General features: G+C 69.3%; 21 protein-coding genes, 1 tRNA gene and 2 pseudogenes. 10 read left to right on the plus strand and 14 right to left on the minus strand.

From position 1 onward, the window contains the following. Nucleotides 1–785: 785 nt before the first annotated feature. On the plus strand, nt 786–1,520 hold the full coding sequence (locus E1193_RS05405) for an alpha/beta hydrolase (RefSeq protein ID WP_132180838.1): 735 nt from the start codon (nt 786–788) through the stop codon (nt 1,518–1,520). 416 nt (nt 1,521–1,936) lie between these two features. Here the strand turns inward: E1193_RS05405 and E1193_RS05410 are convergent, their stop codons facing one another. The 9 genes from E1193_RS05410 to E1193_RS05455 form a co-directional block, all read right to left on the minus strand. Continuing rightward, nucleotides 1,937–2,209, minus strand: a complete 273-nt coding sequence (locus E1193_RS05410; protein ID WP_243707300.1) for an alpha/beta hydrolase — start codon at nt 2,207–2,209, stop codon at nt 1,937–1,939. Nucleotides 2,210–2,547: 338 nt separating this feature from the next. Next, the gene (locus E1193_RS05420) at nt 2,548–2,919 is read right to left on the minus strand and encodes a hypothetical protein (RefSeq protein WP_132180844.1); all 372 of its coding nucleotides are present in this window, start codon (nt 2,917–2,919) and stop codon (nt 2,548–2,550) included. A 135-nt stretch (nt 2,920–3,054) separates the two neighbouring features. Further along, nucleotides 3,055–4,497 carry an MDR family MFS transporter gene (locus E1193_RS05425; protein WP_132180846.1) on the minus strand — a complete coding sequence of 481 codons (1,443 nt, stop codon included), beginning with the start codon at nt 4,495–4,497 and terminating at the stop codon, nt 3,055–3,057. Further along, nucleotides 4,494–5,711, minus strand: coding sequence for an FAD-dependent oxidoreductase (locus tag E1193_RS05430; RefSeq protein ID WP_132180848.1), 1,218 nt, complete (start codon nt 5,709–5,711; stop codon nt 4,494–4,496). Before E1193_RS05430 ends, E1193_RS05425 begins: the two co-directional genes overlap by 4 nt. Next, entirely contained in the window at nt 5,708–6,877 is a 1,170-nt protein-coding gene (locus tag E1193_RS05435; protein ID WP_132180850.1) for an FAD-dependent oxidoreductase, read from the minus strand. The genes E1193_RS05430 and E1193_RS05435 overlap by 4 nt, the downstream gene beginning before the upstream one ends. Then, nucleotides 6,874–8,058 carry an FAD-dependent oxidoreductase gene (locus E1193_RS05440; protein WP_132180852.1) on the minus strand — a complete coding sequence of 395 codons (1,185 nt, stop codon included), beginning with the start codon at nt 8,056–8,058 and terminating at the stop codon, nt 6,874–6,876. Before E1193_RS05440 ends, E1193_RS05435 begins: the two co-directional genes overlap by 4 nt. Then, nucleotides 8,055–8,720 carry a carboxymuconolactone decarboxylase family protein gene (locus tag E1193_RS05445; RefSeq protein WP_132180854.1) on the minus strand — a complete coding sequence of 222 codons (666 nt, stop codon included), beginning with the start codon at nt 8,718–8,720 and terminating at the stop codon, nt 8,055–8,057. Before E1193_RS05445 ends, E1193_RS05440 begins: the two co-directional genes overlap by 4 nt. A 12-nt stretch (nt 8,721–8,732) precedes the next feature. Beyond that, a complete protein-coding gene (locus E1193_RS05450; protein ID WP_132180856.1) occupies nt 8,733–9,551 on the minus strand; it encodes an SDR family oxidoreductase in 819 nt (272 codons plus the stop codon). Between the two features lie 56 nt (nt 9,552–9,607). Next, nucleotides 9,608–10,213, minus strand: a complete 606-nt coding sequence (locus tag E1193_RS05455; protein ID WP_165945651.1) for an HXXEE domain-containing protein — start codon at nt 10,211–10,213, stop codon at nt 9,608–9,610. Nucleotides 10,214–10,597: 384 nt separating this feature from the next. Between E1193_RS05455 and E1193_RS05460 the strand changes: the two genes are divergently transcribed. Together E1193_RS05460 and E1193_RS05465 are read left to right on the plus strand one after the other, a co-directional pair. Beyond that, complete coding sequence (locus E1193_RS05460; protein WP_132180860.1) at nt 10,598–11,446, plus strand: hypothetical protein; 849 nt, start codon at nt 10,598–10,600, stop codon at nt 11,444–11,446. A gap of 92 nt (nt 11,447–11,538) precedes the next feature. Then, nucleotides 11,539–11,817 (plus strand): hypothetical protein, encoded by a 279-nt coding sequence (locus E1193_RS05465; RefSeq protein WP_132180862.1) that lies wholly within the window; start codon nt 11,539–11,541, stop codon nt 11,815–11,817. Between the two features lie 55 nt (nt 11,818–11,872). On the opposite strand, the gene E1193_RS05470 is transcribed toward E1193_RS05465, so the two are convergent. Next, nucleotides 11,873–14,581 (minus strand): helix-turn-helix transcriptional regulator, encoded by a 2,709-nt coding sequence (locus E1193_RS05470; protein WP_132180864.1) that lies wholly within the window; start codon nt 14,579–14,581, stop codon nt 11,873–11,875. Between the two features lie 150 nt (nt 14,582–14,731). Between E1193_RS05470 and E1193_RS05475 the strand changes: the two genes are divergently transcribed. After that, entirely contained in the window at nt 14,732–15,319 is a 588-nt protein-coding gene (locus E1193_RS05475; protein WP_165945652.1) for a TetR/AcrR family transcriptional regulator, read from the plus strand. A 40-nt stretch (nt 15,320–15,359) separates the two neighbouring features. Here the strand turns inward: E1193_RS05475 and E1193_RS32895 are convergent, their stop codons facing one another. Both E1193_RS32895 and E1193_RS05485 read right to left on the minus strand, forming a co-directional pair. Continuing rightward, nucleotides 15,360–15,599, minus strand: a complete 240-nt coding sequence (locus E1193_RS32895) for a hypothetical protein (RefSeq protein WP_347877012.1) — start codon at nt 15,597–15,599, stop codon at nt 15,360–15,362. Between the two features lie 524 nt (nt 15,600–16,123). After that, nucleotides 16,124–17,320 carry a helix-turn-helix transcriptional regulator gene (locus tag E1193_RS05485; RefSeq protein WP_132180868.1) on the minus strand — a complete coding sequence of 399 codons (1,197 nt, stop codon included), beginning with the start codon at nt 17,318–17,320 and terminating at the stop codon, nt 16,124–16,126. A gap of 334 nt (nt 17,321–17,654) precedes the next feature. Between E1193_RS05485 and E1193_RS33665 the strand changes: the two are divergent. From E1193_RS33665 to E1193_RS05505, 5 genes and pseudogenes are all read left to right on the plus strand, one after another. Continuing rightward, a pseudogene (locus tag E1193_RS33665) lies at nt 17,655–17,831 on the plus strand (flavin reductase family protein); the annotation flags it as partial. A gap of 34 nt (nt 17,832–17,865) precedes the next feature. Then, the gene (locus E1193_RS05490) at nt 17,866–18,282 is read left to right on the plus strand and encodes a flavin reductase (RefSeq protein WP_279433295.1); all 417 of its coding nucleotides are present in this window, start codon (nt 17,866–17,868) and stop codon (nt 18,280–18,282) included. Beyond that, nucleotides 18,279–18,695 carry an antibiotic biosynthesis monooxygenase gene (locus E1193_RS05495; RefSeq protein WP_243707302.1) on the plus strand — a complete coding sequence of 139 codons (417 nt, stop codon included), beginning with the start codon at nt 18,279–18,281 and terminating at the stop codon, nt 18,693–18,695. The genes E1193_RS05490 and E1193_RS05495 overlap by 4 nt, the downstream gene beginning before the upstream one ends. Before the next feature lie 607 nt (nt 18,696–19,302). Beyond that, nucleotides 19,303–19,752: pseudogene (locus tag E1193_RS32900) on the plus strand (replication initiator); the annotation flags it as partial. Further along, nucleotides 19,718–20,023: a tyrosine-type recombinase/integrase gene (locus tag E1193_RS05505; RefSeq protein ID WP_132180870.1), complete on the plus strand. Its 306-nt coding sequence runs from the start codon at nt 19,718–19,720 to the stop codon at nt 20,021–20,023. The pseudogene E1193_RS32900 and the gene E1193_RS05505, both read left to right, overlap by 35 nt. Nucleotides 20,024–20,127: 104 nt before the next feature. Here E1193_RS05505 and E1193_RS05510 read toward each other — a convergent pair. Beyond that, nucleotides 20,128–20,199 (minus strand) — tRNA-Val (locus E1193_RS05510). Between the two features lie 84 nt (nt 20,200–20,283). Beyond that, nucleotides 20,284–20,697 (minus strand): TIGR02611 family protein, encoded by a 414-nt coding sequence (locus E1193_RS05515; RefSeq protein ID WP_132180900.1) that lies wholly within the window; start codon nt 20,695–20,697, stop codon nt 20,284–20,286. A 535-nt stretch (nt 20,698–21,232) separates the two neighbouring features. On the opposite strand from E1193_RS05515, the gene E1193_RS05520 reads away from it, so the two are divergent. After that, on the plus strand, nt 21,233–21,664 hold the full coding sequence (locus E1193_RS05520; protein ID WP_053653619.1) for an SsgA family sporulation/cell division regulator: 432 nt from the start codon (nt 21,233–21,235) through the stop codon (nt 21,662–21,664). Nucleotides 21,665–21,704 lie beyond the last annotated feature (40 nt).

The following is a 21,704-nucleotide window of genomic DNA, read 5'->3' on the forward strand; positions in this document are numbered from 1 at the left end:
CACCGAGGCTCGCGCTGCCTTCCTGCTGCCTGTAGCCCACATCGCGACAACGTTGCGATCTATGAAATATCGGTCCCAGCCCTGTCGAAGGCGAAGACGACTTCCTCGTTGCCAGCTTCATGGCGAGCAAAGGACTACTGAGATGCTTACGCGCAGCGCAAGGCCCGCCTTGGATCCACCTGTCGCTTCTGGTTTGACAGGTCTGCGGGGGTGACCGTCCTGGGTGCGCTGCCCACTTCGCCGACGCCGTGGTCAGCAGCGCGCGGGTTGGAATGGCCAAGCCTGACCGGCGCATCTACGAGGTCGCCGGTGCCGTTCCGGAGCAGTGCCTGTTCGTGGATGACCGGCTGGAGAACGTGGAGGCGGCCAGGTCGCTCGGTATGAGCGGTGTCCACTACTGTCGGCGTACTGGTTGTTGTGCAGAGCCGCGTACGACTGATCTTGCAGAGCAAGCACCGGCCGAACCATTGAGGTTCCGCCTCCGCCGGTCGGGGCAGGGCGGGACTCAGGAAGGGAACACCAGGGCCACGTCGTTGGACGTGATCGGTGAGCTCACATCGCACCTAACTAACCGCATGCGGCCTGTCGGTGCATCCGGCCGGAGCCTGCGCAGGAAACACGCTTGGCGGATCACGGCGGCCGCTGCTAGTTTTCCTGAGGCCGTGCGAGAGACCGAGGAGGTGGTACCCGTGAATGTTCCGACATGGGTGCTCCCCTCTGGGGTCACGGTCGGGCGATAGGTCGTCCGGGAGCGCCGTTCGCGAGCACTCCCGAAAGGCACGACCATGCGATTCACTACTGAGCAGCGCCTCGATGACGGCGTCCTCGAACGCGAATTCACCCTCGGCGAGATCCCCGGCATCCTGTGGACGCCCGTATCCGCATCCGCACCGGTCCCGCTGATCCTGCTCGGCCACCCCCCGCTCGGACTGCGCAGGATGTACCCCCGTCTGGTGGCTCGGGCTCAGCACGCCGCGGCGGAGGGCTTCGCCGCGGCCACCATCGAGCTCCCCGGCAGCGGTCACCGGCCCCGTTCGGCCGCCGCCGAGCAGGCCCGCGCCGACCTGCGCCGGGCCATGGAGGCCGGCGAGCCGGTCACCGACGAGATCATCGACGCCCTCATCCTCCCGCTCCTCGACAAGGCGGTCCCGGAATCGCAGGCCGCCCTGGACGCCCTCCTGTCGCTGCCCGAGATCGGCGGCCCGGTCGGGTACTCGGGGGGACTGATCTCCGTCGGCATCCGGCTTGCGGTGGTCGAGCCCCGCATCGTGGCCGCCGGCTTCTTCGCCGGGAGTTTCGTGCCTCGCACCATGTTCGAGGAGGCCCGACAGGTCACGATTCCGCTGCATGTCCTGCTGCAGTGGGATGACGAAGGAAACGACCGGCAGGCGGCCCTGGACCTGTTCGACGCCTTCGGTTCCAAGGAGAAAACGCTGCACGCCAACATGGGCGGACACACCGGAGTCCCGCAGTTCGCAGGGGAGGACGCAGCCAGGTTCTTCGCCCGGCATCTGCGCTAGCCGCCGGCCGGGGCCCCGCCGCCAGGACAGCAGCAAGCGGTAGGCGGCACCGGCCGGCACGCCGCTCGTCGAGGCTCGGCACCGGCCCTCCTCGATGGCGGTGGCCAGCAGATGCACAACCGCCCCGACCGCGGCGGTACCGGCCATCGGCGGTACCGGCCGGTTGGGGCGGAGTTCTACTCTTGGCGACCGGCTTGACCTCTGCAAGATCAGCCGTACCTACTTCTGTATTCCAAGGAGTACCCCGACAACTACCAAACGGTGGCCGATCTCGCCGCGGCTCTGACATAGTGGCGGCTGGTTGCCTCCGCTTCCCGCTCCGACCCCGCAGCCGATCGTCGCCATCCCCGGTGATGCGCACAAGTTCCGCCCCAAGATGACCTCGTCCTCCGCTTTGAGCGAAGTGTGTAGCCGGGTCATCGTGAGTCGGCGAAGAAGGTTTGGAGGTGGCGATTGACCGGGTCTGGGCAGTCCAGCTGGGGGGCGTGGCCGCAGCCGTCCAGGATCACGAGCTGCTCGTTGGGGAGCAGTTCGGCGAAGCGGTGGGCGCGCTCGACAGGCTGGATGGTGTCCTGCTTCCCCCATAACACCAGGGTTGGGGTCTTGGTGGCAGGGAGCGCGTTTTCGGTCTGCGCCCAGTCCAGACGGCGTTCCAGCAGGTAGGTGGCCCGGATGTCATCGGCGCCCACCACTCGTCAAGTAGCTGCTCGGTGACGCGCCCCTTGTTGACCATCATACCCTCGGCCAGACTGCGAACGGTGGACTTGCCGGTGGACAGCTTGACGGCCAGCTCGCCAATGACGGGGATCTTCAGGGGTTCCCACGTCAAGGTGCCCGGCAGGTCCAGTCCGGTGGCATCCAGCAGGGCCAGCTTGGTGACGCGATCGGGGTGGCGCTGGGCGAAGGCCAGGGCCCAGCCACCGCTCCAGGAGTTGCCCGCCACGGCGGCCTGCCGCACGCCGAGGCCGTCCATGAAGGCTCCCACGGCAGAGACCATGGCATCCAGGTCGAAGGCGAAGCCGGAGTCCTACAGCTGGGTATAGCCCTGGCCGGGCAGGTCGACCACGTACACGGTGTGGTCGCGGGCCAGCACGTCGAGCTGATCCTTCCAGCCGATGACCGAGGTGCCGCCGGGTGAGAGCAGGATCACCGGCGTGCCGGCTCCGGCCTGGACGTAGTGGAAGCGGGCGATCGGGGTGTCGGCGTAGCGTGAGCCGACCTGGGCCAGGTACGGCGAGCGGAAGGCGCGGCCGTCCTCGGCCGGCTGCCAGCCGTACGCGCCGAACAGCATCGCGGCCACCAGCAGCGTAATCGCGGCCGCCAACCAGCGGGGCCAGCGCCGCTTGCGCACCGGCTGGGCGGTGGTGCTCGGAGGTGTGTTGTCGGCAAGGGGAACCATGGTGATCCTTTGGTGCGGTTGGGGAGGGGCTCATGAGTATGGATGGGCTGGCGCTGAGAACCGCGACAGACACGGCGGGTGATCCGGCTTACAGCGCCTGGGGGCACAGCGGCACCGTCGCACTCGACGATCCAGTTAATGAGTCGCTCCGCGGCCACCACGCGCACCCGGCTCGGTCGGCGCCGGTCGTGATCGTGGTAGTAGCCATGCAGGGATGAGGGCGAGCAGAGCGAAGCCGACTGTCCACCAGAAGGTTTCGCCGAAGGCGCCTTCCAGCACGGCGGGGGTGCTGTTGCCCTGGGTGACCCGTTGGAGGACGACGGCCAGGACGGCTGTGCCGAGCGAGCCGCCGACGCGCTGGACGACATTGGTCAGGCCGGTCGCGCCGGGGATCTGGTCGCGGCGCAGTCCTTGGTAGGCGCCGGCCATCATTGCCACGCCCGCGATGCCCAGTCCCATGCCGCGGATCAGCAGGGTGATGATCTGGATGAGGTCGCCAGTGCCGGACAGGGTGAACGGGATCGTCGCCGCGACGGTGACGGCCAGCCCGACCAGGACCAGGGGGCGCGCCCCGATGCGGTCGTTGAGCCGCCCGGCGACCAGCAGCGACAGGGCGGTGCCGATCCCCTGAGGGGCGAGCATGAGCCCGGTCGCGACGGTCGTCAGGCCGTGGACCTGCTGGTAGTACAGCGGCAGCAGGAACATCGGCCCGAAGATCGAGGCTCCGGACAGGAACGTCAGGGTGGTCACGAGCGTGTACGAGCGGTGGCGGAAGAGCCGGAGATCGAGGAGGGGGGCGGTCCTGGTCCGCAGGGCGTGCCAGGCGAACGACGCGACCAGTCCCACTCCGGCCATCAGGCTGATGACCGACACGGTGCTGCCGAAGCCCTTGCCTCCGGCACCGCCGATCTGCGCGAGGCCGTACACCAGGGCGGCCAGGCCGGGTGACAGCAGGACGAGGCCCAGGACGTCCAGCGGCGGTCGGCCCTGCGGCGGGCCAGAGGGCATCGCGCGCCGGGCGAGCAGCAAGGCCAGGCCGACCAACGGCACGTTGACGAAGAACACCCAGCGCCAGCCCGCGCCGTCGATGAGCACGCCGCCCAGGACCGGGCCGATGATCGGTGCGAGCTGGCCCGGGATCGCTACCAGCGCCATGACCCGCCCGAACCGCGACGGTCCGGCGGCCTGAGCCAGGATCGTCTGGGCCAGCGGCAGGATCATGCCGCCCGCCAGCCCCTGCAGCACCCGGAAGATGATCAGACTCTCGATCGACCAGGCCAGGCCGCACAGCACCGACGCGGCGAGGAAGAGCGACAGCGCCGTCAACCACATCGTCTTCGCGCCGAACCGCTGCACCGACCAGCCAGTGAGCGGGATCGCCATCGCCATGGCCAGCAGGTAGGCCGTCGCCACCCACTGCACCGTCGCCAGGGGCGCGTCGAAGTGCCGCCCGAGGCCGTCGATGGCGACGCTGAGGATCGTGGTGTTCAGCAACGAGGCCAGCGCGCCCACCACCACGATGCCGGCGAGCTTGAGCAGGGCTGAATTCAGGCGTTCGGGCGCGGCCACCGCAGTCATGGCCGCTGCTCCGGGCGCCGCGCGTACGTCGGGGCGTGCTCGGGGCGAGGACCGAACGCGAGCAGCTTCGAGGGGATCTTCTTGAACGGTGGGAGGTACCTGGCCAGGAAGACCAGCGGGCGCGGCGGTCTGGCGCCCTTGCCCGAGAAGGCGGGCACGAACATCACGCGGTGCAGCACCTGCTGATAGCGCTGAACGAGCACAGTCGGCCACCAACGGCGCTTTTGCACCTCGGCCAGATCGGCGGTGGAGAGGCTCCCAGCGCGCAACGGCTCGATCAGGATCGTGGCCGCGGCGACCGCATCCTGGATGGCCAGGTTGATACCCATGCCGCCGGCTGGTGACATGGCGTGAGCGGCGTCGCCGATGAGCAGCACACCCTCGGCGTACCAGCGCTCCAGCCGGTTGAGCTTCACATCGAGCAGGTGCAGCTCGTCCATGCTCCGAAGGTGGTCCACCCGGTCGGCGAACTGCGGCAGCAGCCCGGCGATCCGCTCGCGGAAGCGTTCCACTCCCTCGGCCCGAAGCTGCGGGTCGGCGCCCTTCCTGGTGAAATAGGCGATCTGGTAGTAGTCCTCCCGGGTGAAGCTGAGCGCGATCTGATCACCTTTGAACTGCCCGTTGAGCCGCGCGATCTCGCCGCGCTCCTCGGGATGGCGGGGCAGCCGGAACCACCAGGTGTCGAAGGGCACCGGGAACTCGCGGGCCGCCAGTCCCAGCTCATGGCGGATGGTCGAGTGCCGCCCGTCGCAGGCCACCGTCAAGTCGGCACGGAGCTCCAGATCGCCGCAGCGTACGCCGACGACCTTGCCGCCCTCCCTGAGCAGCCCGGTCACCGCCGTGTTCATCAGCAGGGTGAAGGCCGGCTCGCGTGCGGCTTCCTCGGCCAGGAAGTTCAGCAGATCCCACTGGGGCATCATCGCGACGTAGTTGTACGGCGCTGGCAGTCCGGCGATGTCGCTCAGTGTGATCCTGCTCCCGTCAGGCAGCGGGGCCTCAAGTTCGCCGAGGCGGCTCTGCGGCAGCTTGCGGAACTTCGCGCCCAGCCCGAGCTCGTCCATCAGCCGGATCGTCGAGGCGTGCACAGTGTCGCCGCGAAAGTCGCGCAGGAAGTCGCCGTGCTTCTCCAGCACAGTCACCTGGATGCCGCCTCTGGCCAGCAGGAGCCCCAACATCATTCCGGCCGGACCGCCGCCGACGATGACAACGTTCATCGGATGCTTTCCTTTCTGAGTCCGACGGCGAGTAGCCGCATTAAGGCCCGGCGAGCCGGACCGACGCGCCGCATCAGCGTGGCCATTCTGGGCACGTTCGCGACCTCTCCTCGCAGCGCGGGCTCGACCAGCCGCCGCTGCATCAGGAGCTGGAGCCGCTGCATTACCGCGACGGGCAGCTCGCGCCTTTTCTGTACGGCACGCAGCAGGTGCTCCGGCACCGGTCCGCCGCTCTTGAGCGCGTCGGAGAGGATGTTGGCGGCTGCGACCGCGTCCTGCACGGCGTAGTTGACGCCCACACCGCCCATCGGGGACATCGCATGAGCGGCGTCGCCGATCAGCAGCAGGCCTTTGCCGTACCACCTGATGGCCCTGTTGACCTGCACGTCGAGGAAGCTCACGTCCTCCTCGAAGGAACGCAGCAGCGCCACGCGATCGGTGAGCTCCGGTACGGCCCGCGCCACGCCGTCACGGAAGGCCTCGATGCCGTCGGCGATCAGCTTCTCGCGCCGGTTCTTGTCGAAGACGTAGGCGAGCTGGATGTATGTGCGCCGGTCGAATCCGACGATCCACTTGTAGGGCGCGACCCGGTAGTAAAACTCCTCCACGTCCGGGTCACGCCGGGGTAGACGGAACCAGGCCACGTCGAAGGGCGCGCCGATGGTGCGCACGGGCAGTCCGGCCTTGGCCCTCAGCAGGGAGTCGCGGCCGTCGCAGGCCACCGTGAGGTCGGCGCGCAGTTCGTGCTCACCGTCCGGGTCGCGGTAGCGCACGCCGCCCTCCGGCAGCAGATCGACCACTTGGGAGCGCATGTTCAGCGTGAAACTCGGGTACCGCTGGGCCTCCTCGGCGATGAGGTTGAGGAAGTCCCACTGCGGCGCGATAGCGACGAACGGGTAGCGCAGCCCCAGCTCGGTCAACGAGCCGACCTGCAGGTCCTTGCCGAAGCCGACGTTCTGGAACTTCCCGTAGGGGATCTTGTGGAAGCGGTCGTGCAGGCCGAGCTGGTCAAGAAGCTCCATGGTCGCCGGGTGAATGGTGTCGCCGCGGAAGTCGCGCAGGAAGTCCTCATGCTTTTCCAGCACGGTCACCTCGACACCCTTGCGGGCCAACAGCAGGCCGAGCATCAGCCCTGCCGGGCCGCCGCCCGAGATCGCCACGCTCATCTCGGGACCTCCTGGATGTGCTCGGGGCGGAAGCCGAAGGCGAGGAAACGTCCGGCCAGATAGCGGGGGATGGCCGTGCGCTGGATCAGGAAACGGGCCAGGGCGGGCAGCTGGCCGTCCTTGCGCTTGTCGTCGAACGCCTGGCGCTGCAGGATCCCCTGCACCCGCTGAGTGAGCACGGCGGGCCATTCCCGGCGACGCTCGACCGCGGCCAGATCACTGTCGTCGAGGGTGCCGTCCAGCAGCGGGCGGGTCAGGATGTTGGCGGCGGCGATGGCGTCCTGGACGGCCAGGTTGATGCCCACCCCGCCGACCGGTGACATGGCGTGCGCGGCGTCGCCGATGCACAGCAACCCGGGCTGGTGCCAGGTCTTCAGCCGGTTGACCCGGACCTCCAGGAAACCCATCACTTCGAAGGAGGCCAGCTCGCCGGTGCGGTCGGCGAACATCGGGGCCACCTGCGCCACGTCCCGGCGGAAAGCCTCGATGCCCTTGGCCTTCCAGCCGTCGAAGCCACTCTTGCCGATGAGGTAGCCGCATTGCCAGAACTCGCCACGGTCGATGGCGACCATGCCCCGGCCGCGGGCGAGCTGGAAGACCAGATTCTCCTGGTCACCGGCGTGTCTGGTCATGCGGAACCAGATCACGTCGATGGGCGCGCCGAGCTCGTGAACCTGCATTCCGGCCGCTTGCCGTACCGCAGAATTCCGGCCGTCGGCCCCGACGACCAGATCCGCGTGGAACTCGCGGCCGTCGTCGCAACGGACCCCCACCACCTTGCCGACTCGGCGGATGACGTCGCGTACCGGGGTGCTCATGTGGAGGGTGAAATTCGGGAACCGCTGGGCTTCCTCGGCGAGCAGGTTGAGGAAGTCCCACTGCGGCACGAAGGCGATGTAGGGAAATTTCACCTTCATCCCGGCGAACGCCTCGATGGGCGCCAGCCCGCCGCCCAGCGGCACGTTGAGTGTAGTGACCTTGCGATGCCGGAGTTGATGGAAGCGCTCCGCCAAACCCAGCTCGTCCAGCGCTTCCAGGGTGGAGGGATGCACAGTGTCGCCCCGGAAGTCGCGCAGGAAGTCCTCATGCTTCTCCAGCACGGCCACCTCGACCCCGGCGCGGGCCAGCAGCAGGCCGAGCATCATCCCGGCCGGCCCACCTCCGGCTATCACCACGTTCATGCGCCCTCCTTCGGCTGCGGGAGCAGCGCCTGCGCGGCGGCCCAGGCCCTGGGCATGCCGAACTCGGCCACACCACGGAGCAGGTCGCGCAGGGTCTCGTCGGTGGCCCCGGCCGACCTGGCCAGCTCGGCGTGCAGGCGCAGGGACTCGCCGAGCGTCTGGTAGAAGACGTCCACGACCAGGCAGGCGAGCGCGCGCTCGCGGACGCTGAGGTGCGGGCGGGCCCAGCGCTGGGCGAGCTGGTCCTCGGTGAAGGCGGCCAGGCCCGAGTCCACGTCCTCCAGGGCGCGTACGGCTCGCCCAAGCGGCCCGGTCAGCGGTGCGGGTTCGACGGGCTTGTCGTCCTGGGCCTGGGGCAGTCCGAGCTCGGTCAAGCGTTGGAAGGCGGTGACCACGATCGGATAGCCCACGTAGGGCGCCAGGTGCCGGTAGAGCTCCCTGACGGCCCCCGGCTCGACGCCATTGGCCAGAGCCATCTGCACGTGCATCGCCAGGGGCAGGTCCAGATGCGGGTGGCACAGGTCGGCGGTCAGGCAGACGAAGGCCTTCTCGCGCGTCGTCAGGTGGGTCAGGCCCCAGAGGTTGTAGCCCGCGCCGACGGCGAGCTGGGCGAAGACGGGGTCGAGCGCGACGAGGGCGTCGGCGCCGGCGAGCTGGGTCATAGTGTGCTCCGTTCAGGACAGGCCCAGCGCGCGCAGCCGCAGGGCATCGAGGGTGTACTGGGGGACGATCCGGCCGAGCGTGCTCATCAGCCGCGACTTCTTGCCGACCGGGTAGCGGGAGCGGGGCTTGCGCGCGGTCAGGGCGTGCAGGACGGCTCGGGCGACAACGTCGGGGCGGGAGCCCGAGCGCTCCTCCTTGAGGCCCGCGCTCGTCATGGTCCGGTACGCGGCGCCGTAGAGCCGGCGGCCCTCGGGCCCGATCGATTCCAGCCGGGGCACTACCTCGCCTTCGAGCTTGTCGACGGCGTCGCTGTGAATCGAGCCGGGCTCGATGAGCACGGCGTGGATCCCCCAGGGTTTGACCTCCATGCGCAGCGCGTCGTTGAGCGAGCGGATGGCGTGCTTGGAGGAACACAGCGGGCCGCCGAACGGCAGCGTGATCCAGCTGCCCACGGAGCCGACCGTGACCACCCGTCCCCGCGAGGCGCGCAGCATCGGCAGCATCGCCTGCGTCACGGCCACCTGGCCGAAGACGTTGACCTCGTACTGCCAGCGCAGCGCGTCGAGCGGAACGAACTCCAGCGGCCCGGTGACCCCGATGCCGGCGTTGTTCACCAGGGCGTCGAGCCGCCCGAGGCGCTCTGCTGCGGCGGCGATCTGACCGGCGTCGGTGACATCGAGCTTTATCGGGGTGACCGAGCGGCCGAGCGCCTCTCCGTCGGCGTCCTTGCGCACGCCGGCGAAGACGGTGAACCCTTCACGCGCCAGCAGCAGTGCGGTGGCGCGGCCTATTCCGGTGGACGCACCGGTCACCAGGACGGTTTTCGACATGCGGAATCCTTCCGTTCGCGGGGGTCGGGTGGTGTTTCGGAGTCCGGGGTGGCCGGTCAGGCCGTCGGGTTCATCGCTGCGGGTCGCGTGTGCTCCGCGGCCTTCAGTTCGCGGTTCTCGCGGATCAGGAAGTAGATGAGCAGGCCGCTCATGATCAGGTGGCCGCCAGCGGTGTACAGACCGGGAAAGTAGCCGCCCTTGATGATCGGGAAGACGAAGTGCGCGATCCCGTTGAGCAGACCGGCGCCGAGGGCGTACCACCACAGGAAGAAGTTCGCGACGCGGATCTGGTAGAGCGCGCCGGCGCCGGCGAAGAAGTAGAGAGCGCCGAACCCGAAGACGAAGACGAGCAGGAACTCGTTCTCCGGCCAGTCGCGTGGTGAGTTGAACAGTTCGACGATCTCGTGGGGGAAGCCGCCGGTGTACTCCTCGGCCATGTGGATGAGCTGGAAGCCGACCGCGCACAGGTAGACGGCGATCACTTTTCTGGACTTCACTGGGCGGGTGTAGCTGAAGGCGATCCAGCCGCTCCAGCCGAGCACGCTCGCCGCGACGAGCACCATGGCGCCCTGAAGGGGGAGGGTGAGCAGTGCCCAGGTGCAGAAGGCCACGGCCAGGATCGCCATGACGGTTGCCGAGTAGGGTTCAGGTCGTTTGGTCATGGCCCGGACCATATGAAGAGCTCAATGATCGTCGCCTCTGTCACCTGACTGATGTGCCGGAGTACAGCACCAGTCAGGTGACTGCGGCGATCGGTGAGGGTCGCTCGCTAGCGTCTGCAGCATGAAGTTGATCAACGGTCGTGCCGCGCCTCCTCCTCACGTCATGCATCGTCGTCCTCCTTGTCGTGCTGTCTGCGGCCGCTCCGGCCCGTGCGCACGTCGTGGAGGCCGGAGCCGATCTGCGGGTGACGCAGACCTTCGCGGCGGGCGAGGTCACGCTTGTCGTCGCCGGGGTATCACGCGTCCCCGCGCCGCTGCGGGTGAGTGCGCAGGCCCTGCACCCAACGGGGCTGGAGTTGGAGCTGGACCTTCGCTCGCTGACCGATGGGAGCCAGTCAACGGGTTCAGTACGGGTCGGGCAGGATCCCGCCGCTCTTCGGGCCAGCCATCGGTGTGCTGGCCGGCCGGATGTCCCGGACCGTCGTGGGCGGTGCGAGTGCGGCCGCTGCGGTCGCGGTCGTGGTGATGCTGTTGGCGCCGTACCTGCCCGCTGCCCGGCCGGAGGGCGCCGCGCCCATGACCGAGCAAGGGCGGCCGTACGCGCAGGGGAGGTTCTCGACGCTGCCTGCCCGGCCCGCCACGGGTACCGAGTTCACGCTGATCCTGAGGCTCGCGGACGGCGGGACCGGGCGGCCGGTGGACGACCTCGCCGTTCACCACGAGGCTCCGGCGCATCTCGTTGTCAGCAGCGAGGACGGAGCGGTCTTCCGGCACGTGCACCCGTTGCGGACGGCGCCGGGCGTGCTGGCGGTACGGCTGCGCGTACCCCGGCCGGGCCGCTACCTCGCTTACGCCGAGATCGAGCGTCAGGAGTCGGGCGGGCAGCGCGTCTCCGGCGCCTTCGAGGTTTCCGGTGCGGCCGAGCCGGAGTCCCCGCTCGATGAGACTGTCGTCCCCTCGCTCACGCCGATCGCGCCGACCGCCGGGAGCCCGGTGACCATCGAGATCACCCCGGAGGGGCCGATCCAGACCTGGCTCGGCATGCCCGGTCACCTGATCGTCCGGAGCGAGGACGGCGTCCACCTGGCGCACGCGCACGGGACTGCGGCTGGCGGCTCGGTGCTGAGCTTCACGCTCACTCTCCCGGAACCGGGCCGCTACCTGGCGTGGGCCCAGTACGCCACGGGCGGTCGGCTGGTAACCCGCTCCTTCGCCGTGGCGGAGGACCGATGAGGCGCGCGCGGATCCTGGTGGCCACTGCCTGCTCGTGACCAATGGGCTGGTCGTCGTTCACAGCGAGCTGGGCGGGCGGCGGCCCGGAGGGCGTGAAGGTCGCCGGCACGCGGTACACCGTCACCGTGCTGCCTGCCGATCCCGTCGAGGTATGGGTGACCTCGGGCAGGGTAGAAGCGGTCACCCTGGCGGCGGTCATGCCGAGCATGGGCCACGCCCGGCCGCCGGTCGGCACCGTCCAGGCGGATGTCGGCCGCTTCGTCGCCGAGGAGGACATGTTCGCCATGGATGGCGTGTGGGAGCTGTCGATCACGCTCTCCGGCGCGCAGGGTCGGGAGGTGATCACCTTCAGCGCGGTGATCAGTACGTAGTTCCGTCGTGTGACGGAGGCGATCCGGGAGGGAACCAGGCTAGCGTCGACGACGTCTACGGCAGGGTGTGACTCACCCTGGCCAGTTCGGCGCGGGAGGTGACGCCCAGCTTGGGAAACGCCTTGTAGAGGTGGGAGGCAACGGTCCGCGGGCTCAGAAAGAGCTGCGCGCCGATGTCACGGTTGGACGCGCCCGTGACGGCCAGCCGTACCACCTGAAGCTCCTGCGGGGTAAGGGTGGCCAGGCGACCCGCCGCAGGGGAGCGGTCCGGCAGGGAGAACCCGGCGGCGCGCAGCTCGGCGGCCGCGCGGGCCGACCAGGGTGCCGCGCCGATCCGGTCGAAGGCCTCCATGGCGGCCTGGAGCTGCACGCGCGCCTCGGCGCGACCCTTGTGCCGGCGCAGCCACTCCCCATAGACCAGTCGGGTATGTGCCTCTTCGAAGGGCTGACCGCCTTGGGCGTGCAGGAGCAGCGCCCGCTCATACAGTCCGCCGGCCGCGTCCTGCGGGGCCAGCAGCGCTCGGACCCGATGGAGGACGGCGAGCGGTGTGGCCCGGCCGGTGGCCTCTGCCCATTCCGCGTAGGTCCTCAGCCGATCCTGCGCACGTTGTGGATCTCCCACACGTACGGCGGCCTCGATGTAGTCCGGCCAGGAGTACCGCCAGAGGAAGGCGTGCCGTGCGGGACCCGTCATCGCCCGGTCGACCCGGTCCAGCACGGTTTCGTAGCGGCCCAGCCCGAAGTCGAGCATCACCCGCGCGCACTCGGCCCAGCAAGCTCCTGGCATCCAGTGGCGGTGGTTGGCGTCGCGGATCGCTTGCTCCGCCATGACAATGCACTCCTGCTCCGCGCCGGCGACCGCGGACAGCCAAGCGTGTACGCCGGAGAGGTAGCCGCGCCACATCGGCTGACCGATGTCGGCGGCCAGCACCATGCCCTCGGCCGCCGTGGCGCGCGCCGCGGGGTGCCTGCCGTCCAGCAGTTGGGCGATGGCCAGCAGCGTCATCGTCTGAGGCATGCGTCCCAGCCGTCCCTGCGCCCGGCAGTGCTCGACGAGCGCGGCCGCGCCCTTGAGCATGCCGACCTGGTCGGCGCGGGCGAGGGCCTGGAAGAGAACGATTAAGCGCAGATCGGAGGGCATGTGATCGGCCTGGCCCAGCAGGCGGTAGGCGTGCGTGGTCACCGGCTCACCCGCCAGGATCTGGCGGAAGGCGCTGTTGATCGTGCGTACGACGGCGGGCAGCCCCTCGCCCTCCGGGCTGAGTTCCTCGGTACGGCGGGCCAGCGTCACCTGGTCAAGGTGGGTGGCACTGGCCCAGGTGTAGTAGCCGGCCAGGCCGAGCAACGACAGCCTGGTGGATAGATCGTCGGCCACCTCGACCCCCTCGTGCAGCAGACGGACGGCCTCCAGCGGCCGACCGGCCTCGACCTCCAGCTTCGCGCGTACCTGGGCGAGCTCGGCCCGGACGCTCCCCTTCAGCGTCGTGGTCTCGGCCAGGTGTCGCGCCTTGTCCACCAGTTCGCCCGCGCGCAGCCACAGGCCAGCCTCGGCCGCGGCCTCGGCAGCCGCCGTCCACCGGCGGGCGGCTTCGGCAGGGTCGGCGGACAGTTCCGCCGCCCGCGCGTAGGCCGCCGACACCGCCGTCTGCCCGCCGCGCAGCCGGGCGCGCAAGGCCAGGCTCTCCAGTTGCCCGGCCACCTGCTCGTCGGGATGCAGGGTGACGGCAGCCAGGTGCCAGGCTCGCCGGTCGTCATCGACCGCCTCGGCCAGCGCCCGGTGCGCGGCCATCCGGGCGGCGATGTCGCAGGCCAGCAGCACCGCGGTACGCACCAGCGGATGATGGAAGACGACGCCCGCCGCGGACACCCGGACCAGGCCGGCGTGCTCGGCTTCGGCGAGGTCCACCAGGGAGGCGCCGAGCCGGCCGGCGGCCCGTGCCAACACGTCCACCTCGTCGTGGTGATCGAGCGCCGCCACCAGCAAACAGGAGCGGGTGGCCTCCGGAAGCGCCGCGATCCGGTCGCGGAAGCCGAGCAGCACCCGGTCTATCACCGGGTCTGCCGTACCGAGCGAGAAGGACAGCGGGGCGAGGGCACCCTTGCGCTGCGCGGGGGCGAGCATGCGGGGCAGTTCGATCAGGGCGAGCGGGTTGCCCCCAGCCTCGGCGACGAGCTGGTCTCGTACGGCGGGCGGCAGGTCCGCCGAGTGGTCGGCCAGAAGCCTCCGGGCGGCCTCGACCGCCAGCTTTCCCGGCCGAAGTTCCGGTAGCCCCCTGGTGGGAAAGCCTTCTCGCGCGGCGAGCAGGACCATGACGGGCTCGGCATGCAGGCGGCGCGCGGCGAACAGCAGCGCGTCGGCCGACTCGCCGTCCAGCCACTGCGCGTCGTCGACCAGGCAGAGCACGGGCGTCTCGGCCGACAGTTCCGCGAGGAGGCTGAGGGTGGCCAGCCCGACGAGGAAGCGGTCTGCCCGCGTGGCGTCGCCGAGGCCCAGCGCGCCGCGTAACGCCTCCGCCTGCTGCGCCGGCAGCGCCTCCAGGTGATCGAGGACCGGGCGAAGCAGCAGGTGCAAGGCGGCGAACGGCAGGTCGGCCTCGGACTCGACACCGGTCACCCGCAACACTCGCGCCTGCGCTTTCGCGGCGGCGTACTGCAGGAGAGCAGACTTGCCGATGCCCGCCTCGCCACACACGATCAGAGTGCCGGACCGGGTCTCGAACAACTCGTCGATGACGGCCAGTTCCGCCTGACGCCCGTGCAACATCGCACCCCACCTACGGTTTGTCTTCAGGCCGCGAGGGGCGCGACCGTGCCGAGGATCCTGATCATGAGCCACCTCTACGTCTGGAAAGACTCTTCTACGATCGTAGAGATGATTCCTCCGTCTGTAGAGACCCGTGGCAGAGTTGAGATCATGACCACAGACCGGCGCACCCAGTTGTTGGACACCGCGCTCGCGCTCATCGCCGAGCAGGGCCTGCGCGGCCTCACGCACCGCGCCGTTCAGAATGCGGCCGGCCTGCCCCACGGCTCGGTGACCTATTACTTCAAGACCCGTGACCAGCTGGTTCTCGCCGTCGTGGAGCGCATCATCGAGATCGACCGTGAACGGGCCCAGCCGGCGATCTGTGCGGCCCTGCGCGCGCTGGCCGCCGCGCCCGCGCAGCCGGACTATCAGAAGCTCGCCGAGCTGCTGCGCCGCTGGTGGACCGACAGCCACCAACTGCTCCTCGCCCGATACGAGCTCGACCTCGCCGGCGCACGGGACCCCGCCGTCCGCGACGCGATGGCACGGTGCGGCGCCGAGTTTCGCGACCTCGCCGAACTCGTGGCCGTGCAAGCCGGTTCACCCGATCCGGGATTCGACGCCCAGGTCATCACGTCGCTCGTCGACGGCCTCATGTTCGACTTCGTCATCCGCGGACCCCGCTCCGACGCGCATCTGCGGGAAGGCGTCCGGCGTGCCCTCAGCGGACTGCACCCGGGTGACGAACACGATTGACGGGAGACGCTCCAGACCGGCAGGACCGGGCCGTGGTTGCTCACCGCACACCGCCCAGGAACCGGGCGACGCTCGCGCGGGCCTGCCGGCTGGTCGCCCACTCCACCTGCCAGCACGGGTACGGGGCCAACCGCGACCACCACGCCCGACAGCGAGCGCACATGCCGTCGAGCCCTCGCACGTGCACCGCGAGGATCACCCCCTCCGGACTCCCGCTCACCGCGCACCCTCCTGTGGCCAGTGCCCACGATTGATCGAAATCCGGTGCCGGGCACAGCACGGCAGGTCAGCTCCGCAGCCGCAGACCCGCCGCCAGGACCACACCGGCCGATGCCGCCGGGCGAAAGTCAACGCGGTAGCCGACAGATACTCGTCATACGAGACGCGCCGGCTTTTCACGGCCGGCCGGTTGCCCGGGCCGGCGACGTGCCGGCTCACCGGACGTTCCCCGGTCCAGATTCCCTGCGCTGTACCGCCGGCTCATGGCTGCCGTGGGACCGCCGTAGGTGCGCCGCGTGTTCGAGCAGCCGTTGCTGCGCCGCCGCCTGCTCGGCGTCCTGATACCGCTGCCCGGTTCCCGGCGGTGGCGGAGGCTCAGGCCGCCGCAACAGCCACCGCGTCAGCGCGCGCAGCCCAGACCAGATCACCACAGACTCGCTTCCTTGATCGAGCAACAGGAGGCGGCGACGAGGTTCCGTCCGGCTCTATCGGGTGTCAAGCAGGCACAGGCTCGCCGCCGTCAGTGACGGGGACGCTACGAGTGGTCACCGGCCGTGGCGGGGAGAGTCTGTACCCGAGGGAGAGTTACCCGGTCATGCCGATGGCGAGGGCCAATTCTCGGGCGTCCTCGCCGACCGTGCCCGGCCGGTTCGACAGTTCCAGCGCGACAGTGCGGGCGTACGGGTTGTGCCGCACCGTGTCGACGCTCTCCCGCAGTGCCCGGCCGAGCAGGTGCACCGCCGCGACCTCACCCCGGGACAGCATGTGCGCCCGAGCGGCATCGATCAGCGCGGCGGCCCGGCGGGTGTGCGAGGGCAACGCCCGATAGTCGGTGGTGGCGGCCCGCCGCACCGCCTCGCCCGTCCGGCACAGGTCCGTCTCGATGGTGACCGCGTACGCCGCGCACGCCGCCGGCCCGAACATCAGCCACGGATGGACGTAGCCACCGCCGAGCCGGCTCGCGGCCGAGTCGGCGGCGTCCCACGCCCGCCAGGCCCGACCGGCCCGACCGGCCTTGCTGTGCCCCAACGCGATACCGAGCTGCACCTGACCCCACCGCGCCGACTGCTCACCACCCGCCGCCGGGTCGATCAGTCCAACAGCCTCGACCAGCACCTGCTCTGCGGCATCGACCTGGTTCGCACCCCGATAGACGTGCGCGTAGTACCAGGCGGCAACCGCCATCGCGGCCGGGTCATCCGCGTCCTGGGCAGCCGACATCGCACGGTCGGCAGCAAGCCACACCAACTCCGGCAACGGCTGGTGCGCCAGGTACAACTGCACCAGGTGATACACCCGCGCCAACTCGACCAGCGCCTGCCGACGGTTCCCGCCATCGAGCATCCGGGTACTCCGCTGCACATCCGCCAGCAACCCCGGAAGCACCGCTGCTACCGCCGTACGCTCAGTCGTCGACCGATGCCACAACGCCCACGTCTGATCAACCAGATCACGCATCACTACAACCGGCGTCACCACACCCACCGGTACGGAGGCCCGCTGCATCACCGCAGCCACCTTCCCGACCTCGGAATGCCCAGCCGCGGTCACCGACGCCACCGGCAAAGACTGATCACCAGTCAGATCCGCAAGATCGGAAATGTCGAGCACCTCAGCCAGCCGCAGCAGCATCGGCAGGCGAGGCGGCAGAAGCCGGCCATTCTCTAACGCCTTGACCCACTCCGCGCTACGCCCGACCAGTCCTCCAAGAACCGGCCGGGTCTTCCCCGCACGCTCGCGATACATTCGGAGGCGTGCACCAAAGGTCGCAGGATCGCTCATCATCATCTCCCAGGTAGCGATCTGGGTAGCGGACCACCAGTCACCACCCCGGCAGACCACCACAGTCGACGGTACCCGCGCCCACCGCCTCAACGCGCCCCAGCACGACGGCAAAGGCCGCAAGCGCCAGGTGGGAGATTTCGGTCTTCGCCACACCCGGGCCCAGAGCCACCCGCGCCTTCGACAAATCGGTTATGCGCTGGCGCGATCTGAGACTTATCGACCGAAGCCACCGTCCGGTTTCCGCCAGCCGCGGTCTGCGGCGTCTGCCAGAGTTCGTCGCGGCAATCATCACCGGAGGTCAGCGACCGTGCATCGCGTCATCGAGCCCCGGGTGCTCTATTTCGGCACCCCTGTTGTCCTGATCAGCACCTGCAACGAGGACGGCTCGCCGAACCTCGCACCGATGTCGTCGGCGTTCTGGGTCACCCAGTCGAGCATGCTCGGTTTGGACGAGACATCGCAAACAACTCGCAACCTCGCCAAAAGCGGACAATGCGTGCTGAACCTCGCACACCCCGAGCTCGTATCCGCAAGTCGACAGGTTGGCACTGCTGACCGGAAGCCGGAACGTGCCGCCACACAAGCGGGCCAAGGGTTACCGACACGAGGCGGACAAGTTCGCTGCAGCTGGCCTGACCCCGGTTCCATCGGACAAGGTCAGTCCGCCACGTGTCGCGGAATGTCTCATTCAGCTTGAAGCGACGGTGAACCGGATCCACGCCTTCGGCGAGCCGGACTCCGGCGTTGTGGCGGTGGACGTTCAGGTGGTCCAGGTACATGTCGAGGAGAACCTCCTCATGCCTGGCACCAACCGTTATCTCGACCCAGATAAATGGGATCCGCTCATCATGAAGTTCCTTGAGTTCTACGGCGGGGGACACAACCTGCACCCGTCCCGCCTGGCGGAGGGCTGGGGCGCTCCGAGGCGGGACAGCCAGCTGACGGCACCCGATCGATGAGTGCCAGCAAACCCTTTCGCGAAGCGGCCGATGCCGTGGCGGGAAGCCCGGTCCCCGGCTTGCCCGAGCCGCCCTACCACGTGGCGATCCTGAAGGTCACCCGGACCGAGGACGCCGAGGGGTACGCAAGAATGCTGGCTCGCATGCTCAATCTAGCCCCACGCCAGCCGGGCTACCTTGGACGCGAGTCGGCCAGTACCGACGACGGTGACGAACTAACGATCGTCTACTTCAGGGACGACGAAGCGATCCGCGCCTGGCACGATCATGCCGCGCACCTCGTGGCCCAGCACCGCGCGCGCTCCCGCTGGTATGAGAGCTACGAAGTGCATATCGCGCTGGTCGAGAGGTCTTACCGGTGGGCTCGGTACACCGACGGACCACCCGGTCAACGTTCAAAGACGAAGCAATAGCCTGGCCGCAGGCCGCTTCCGCCATCCCGTCGCCGTCGACCCGCCCTCCGGGGAGCGGGCCGCCGCCCGGCCCGCCACGTCAAGGCGACCTTGACGCTCGTTCGGACGCTGGCGGGCCGGGCGGTGGTCTGCTCGGCTCGCCCGGGTCGACGCTGACGGGATGGCTTCCCTCCGCAACCACCCACGGACCGTGACCCGCCGGCACGGCCCGGGCCATCCTTCCTGCCGCTGATGCGGGCCACGTCCCGCCGGCTCTCGATCACACCGGCCAACGTGCCGGTTCCCGGAATCCGCTGAGCGGCCCAGCACGGCCTTCTGCCGTCCACGATGGCCCGGATTCGCTGACCACCACGGGTGGGGCAGCCTGCGGCAACCTGCCGGATGCCGACATTCCAGGCTCCCCACCCGTGCCGGCCTCACTCATCGGCTCGACGAGCGCGAAAGGACATGTCCCATCGGCGGAACGTGGCACCACCACGAATCCGCCCTCCGGCGTCAGCCGCCCTCTCGGCGGTGCCAGGAGACACGACGAACACCACCAGCGGACAGGCGTCCACGGCTGGTGGTGCCTCGTCTCCCGTCCCTGCCACCAGTTGAGGAGGAAGTCCTGTCCACCCCGCTCGACCTGTACCGGCCCGGCGTCGCCGCCGGCCGTGACGCCCAAGCCCTGCACCGCGCCGCCATGCCGGAATTCTCTGGCTGGCTGGAGCACACCGCTCCTGCGGGCGGCTGCGCCCGCCCTATCCGCCTCACCGGCACCCTCGCCGCTGTCGAGCTGGCCACCGGCCGGGTCTCGGGCGAGCAGCACACCGACGAGATGCCCGACCGAACGCTCTACAAGGCGTGCGGCAACCGACGCGAATCGGTGTGCCTGGACTGCGCCTGGGTCTACCAGGGCGACGCCTACCAGGTTGTGCGGTGCGGCCTGACCGGCGGCAAGGGCGTCCCCGCCTCGGTCGGCCAACACCCGGTCGTCTGCGCCACCTTCACCGCCCCGTCCTTCGGCGCGGTCCACTACCGGCATGTTGCCCGCCACACCTGCGCCAGCCGGCGCCGGCAAGGCGTGGCACAAGACCGGACTCGTCTTCACCACCCGCTACGGCACCCCCATCGATCCGCGCAACTTCCAACGCTCCTGGCAGACCAGGTGCGAGAAGGCAGGCGTCAAGCCGATCACCGTCCACGACGCCAGGCGCACCTGCGCCACACTCCTGGCCGACCTCGACTTCCACCCGAGAGTCGCCATGCAGGTGCTGAGGCACGCAAGATTCTCGATAACGACGGAGATCTACACTGAGGTCTCGTCCAAGGCGACCCGCGACGCCTGAAGCGGCTGGACGATTCTCTCAGCCACTGACCGTTGCTGTACTTAGCTGCTGTACGGGCAGCAAAAAGGCCACCCCCGTCAATGGGAAGTGGCCTTTGACCTGCGTGGGCGATACTGGGATCGAACCAGTGACCTCTTCGGTGTGAACGAAGCGCTCTCCCGCTGAGCTAATCGCCCTCAGCGCCGTTGACTCTACCCGATCGGGGGACCGGACCAAAAACCCGGGGTCCGCGCGCCGCCCGCGAGTCGATCAAGGTCCGGTCAGTGCGTCGCCAGGTAGTGCAGCACCTGCGCCACCAGGTCGACGCCGAGGCTGTACTTGAGTGACAACCACACCACGGTGGCCACGAATACGAGGCCGACGGAGCCGAGGGCGAACCGTACCGGCAGTGATCGTGACGCGGCCCACCGCGTCCAGTTGTGCACGTGCCGGCGGGTGAAGGCGAGCAGTCGTCGTGCCCAGTGGAACTCGACGGCCCAGATGGCCAGCCCGGCGATCACGATCAGCCAGCCGGGGCCGGGCAGCGGGATGAGGGCGATGCCGAGGGTGACCACGAGCGCGCCGGCGACGGCGATGAAGATCTTGAGGGCGACCCGGCCGGTGGGGTTGGCGCGGATCAGGTCGAGGGTGATGCGGGCCCGCTGCCGCCAACTGGAGCGGGGACGCTCGGCCAGGGCCGTTGCGGTCGGGCCGGCCGGGCCGCCGGGACGCCGCGGGACGGCTCCGCCTCGGCCGGAGCCGCTCGCCCCGCCGGCCTGACCGGACCCGGCGGGGTCGGCTCGGCGGGCGGCGGCTCGACGGTCGGGTCGCACTGTCCGACCGTCGGATTCGGGTTGTTCCATCGGCACTTCACTCCCCCGCCTTTCGGCTGCTCGGGCCCTGCTTTCGGCGAGCCGGTCGCGGCCGTGACATCCACTGAGGAAGGGTTCGTGACCATTTCAACCCCCAGTGTCGCCCGGGCCCGTCACTTGCGCAGACCACTGGACGTTACCGGAGTAAGTCGACGACTGAACCACCCGACTTCGGACGGGATGACGCACTGGGCAGAGCCGGAATCGTACAAGGACCTTCACGTTCTCGCGGCGTTTCCCACCCCCTTCCCACCACTGGGTGAAGTCAGCGTATGGCGGAGCGTAGCCAGAGGTAGCACCTGAGTATGGGAAAAGCGGGACACGCGCGTTCCGCAGCGGTGCCGGGGGGAGAACGTCCATGAGTGTGATTCGACCAACGACCGTCGAGGTCGAGACGTCGCTAAGGCTCGTCGCGCCTGACGCCACCGCATTGCCGGTGCGTGCCAGTCTGCGTTACGACCCTGCTGACCCGTATGCGGTCCATGTCCTGTTCCACGCCGAATCCGCCGGCGGCGAGGCCGTCAGCTGGTCCTTCGCCCGCGAGTTGCTGGTCACCGGCCTCGACGAGCCGGCCGGCATCGGCGACGTCCGGGTGTGGCCCTGGGCCACCCCGCGCGGCGACTTCGTCGCGCTGGCGCTGTCGTCGCCGGATGGCAACGCCCTGTTCGAGGTGCCGCGCAGCGTTCTGGTGCGCTTCCTGCGGCGGACCTACGTCGTCGTCCCGCGGGGCCGCGAGGCCGAGCACCTTGACGTCGACACCGCGGTAACCCGGCTGCTCGCCGGCCGCTGAACACCGGACCGGAGCCGCGCGGATCTGCCGAGTCCGCGCG

This window comes from Micromonospora sp. KC606, assembly GCF_004348675.1.
Classification (GTDB): domain Bacteria; phylum Actinomycetota; class Actinomycetes; order Mycobacteriales; family Micromonosporaceae; genus Micromonospora.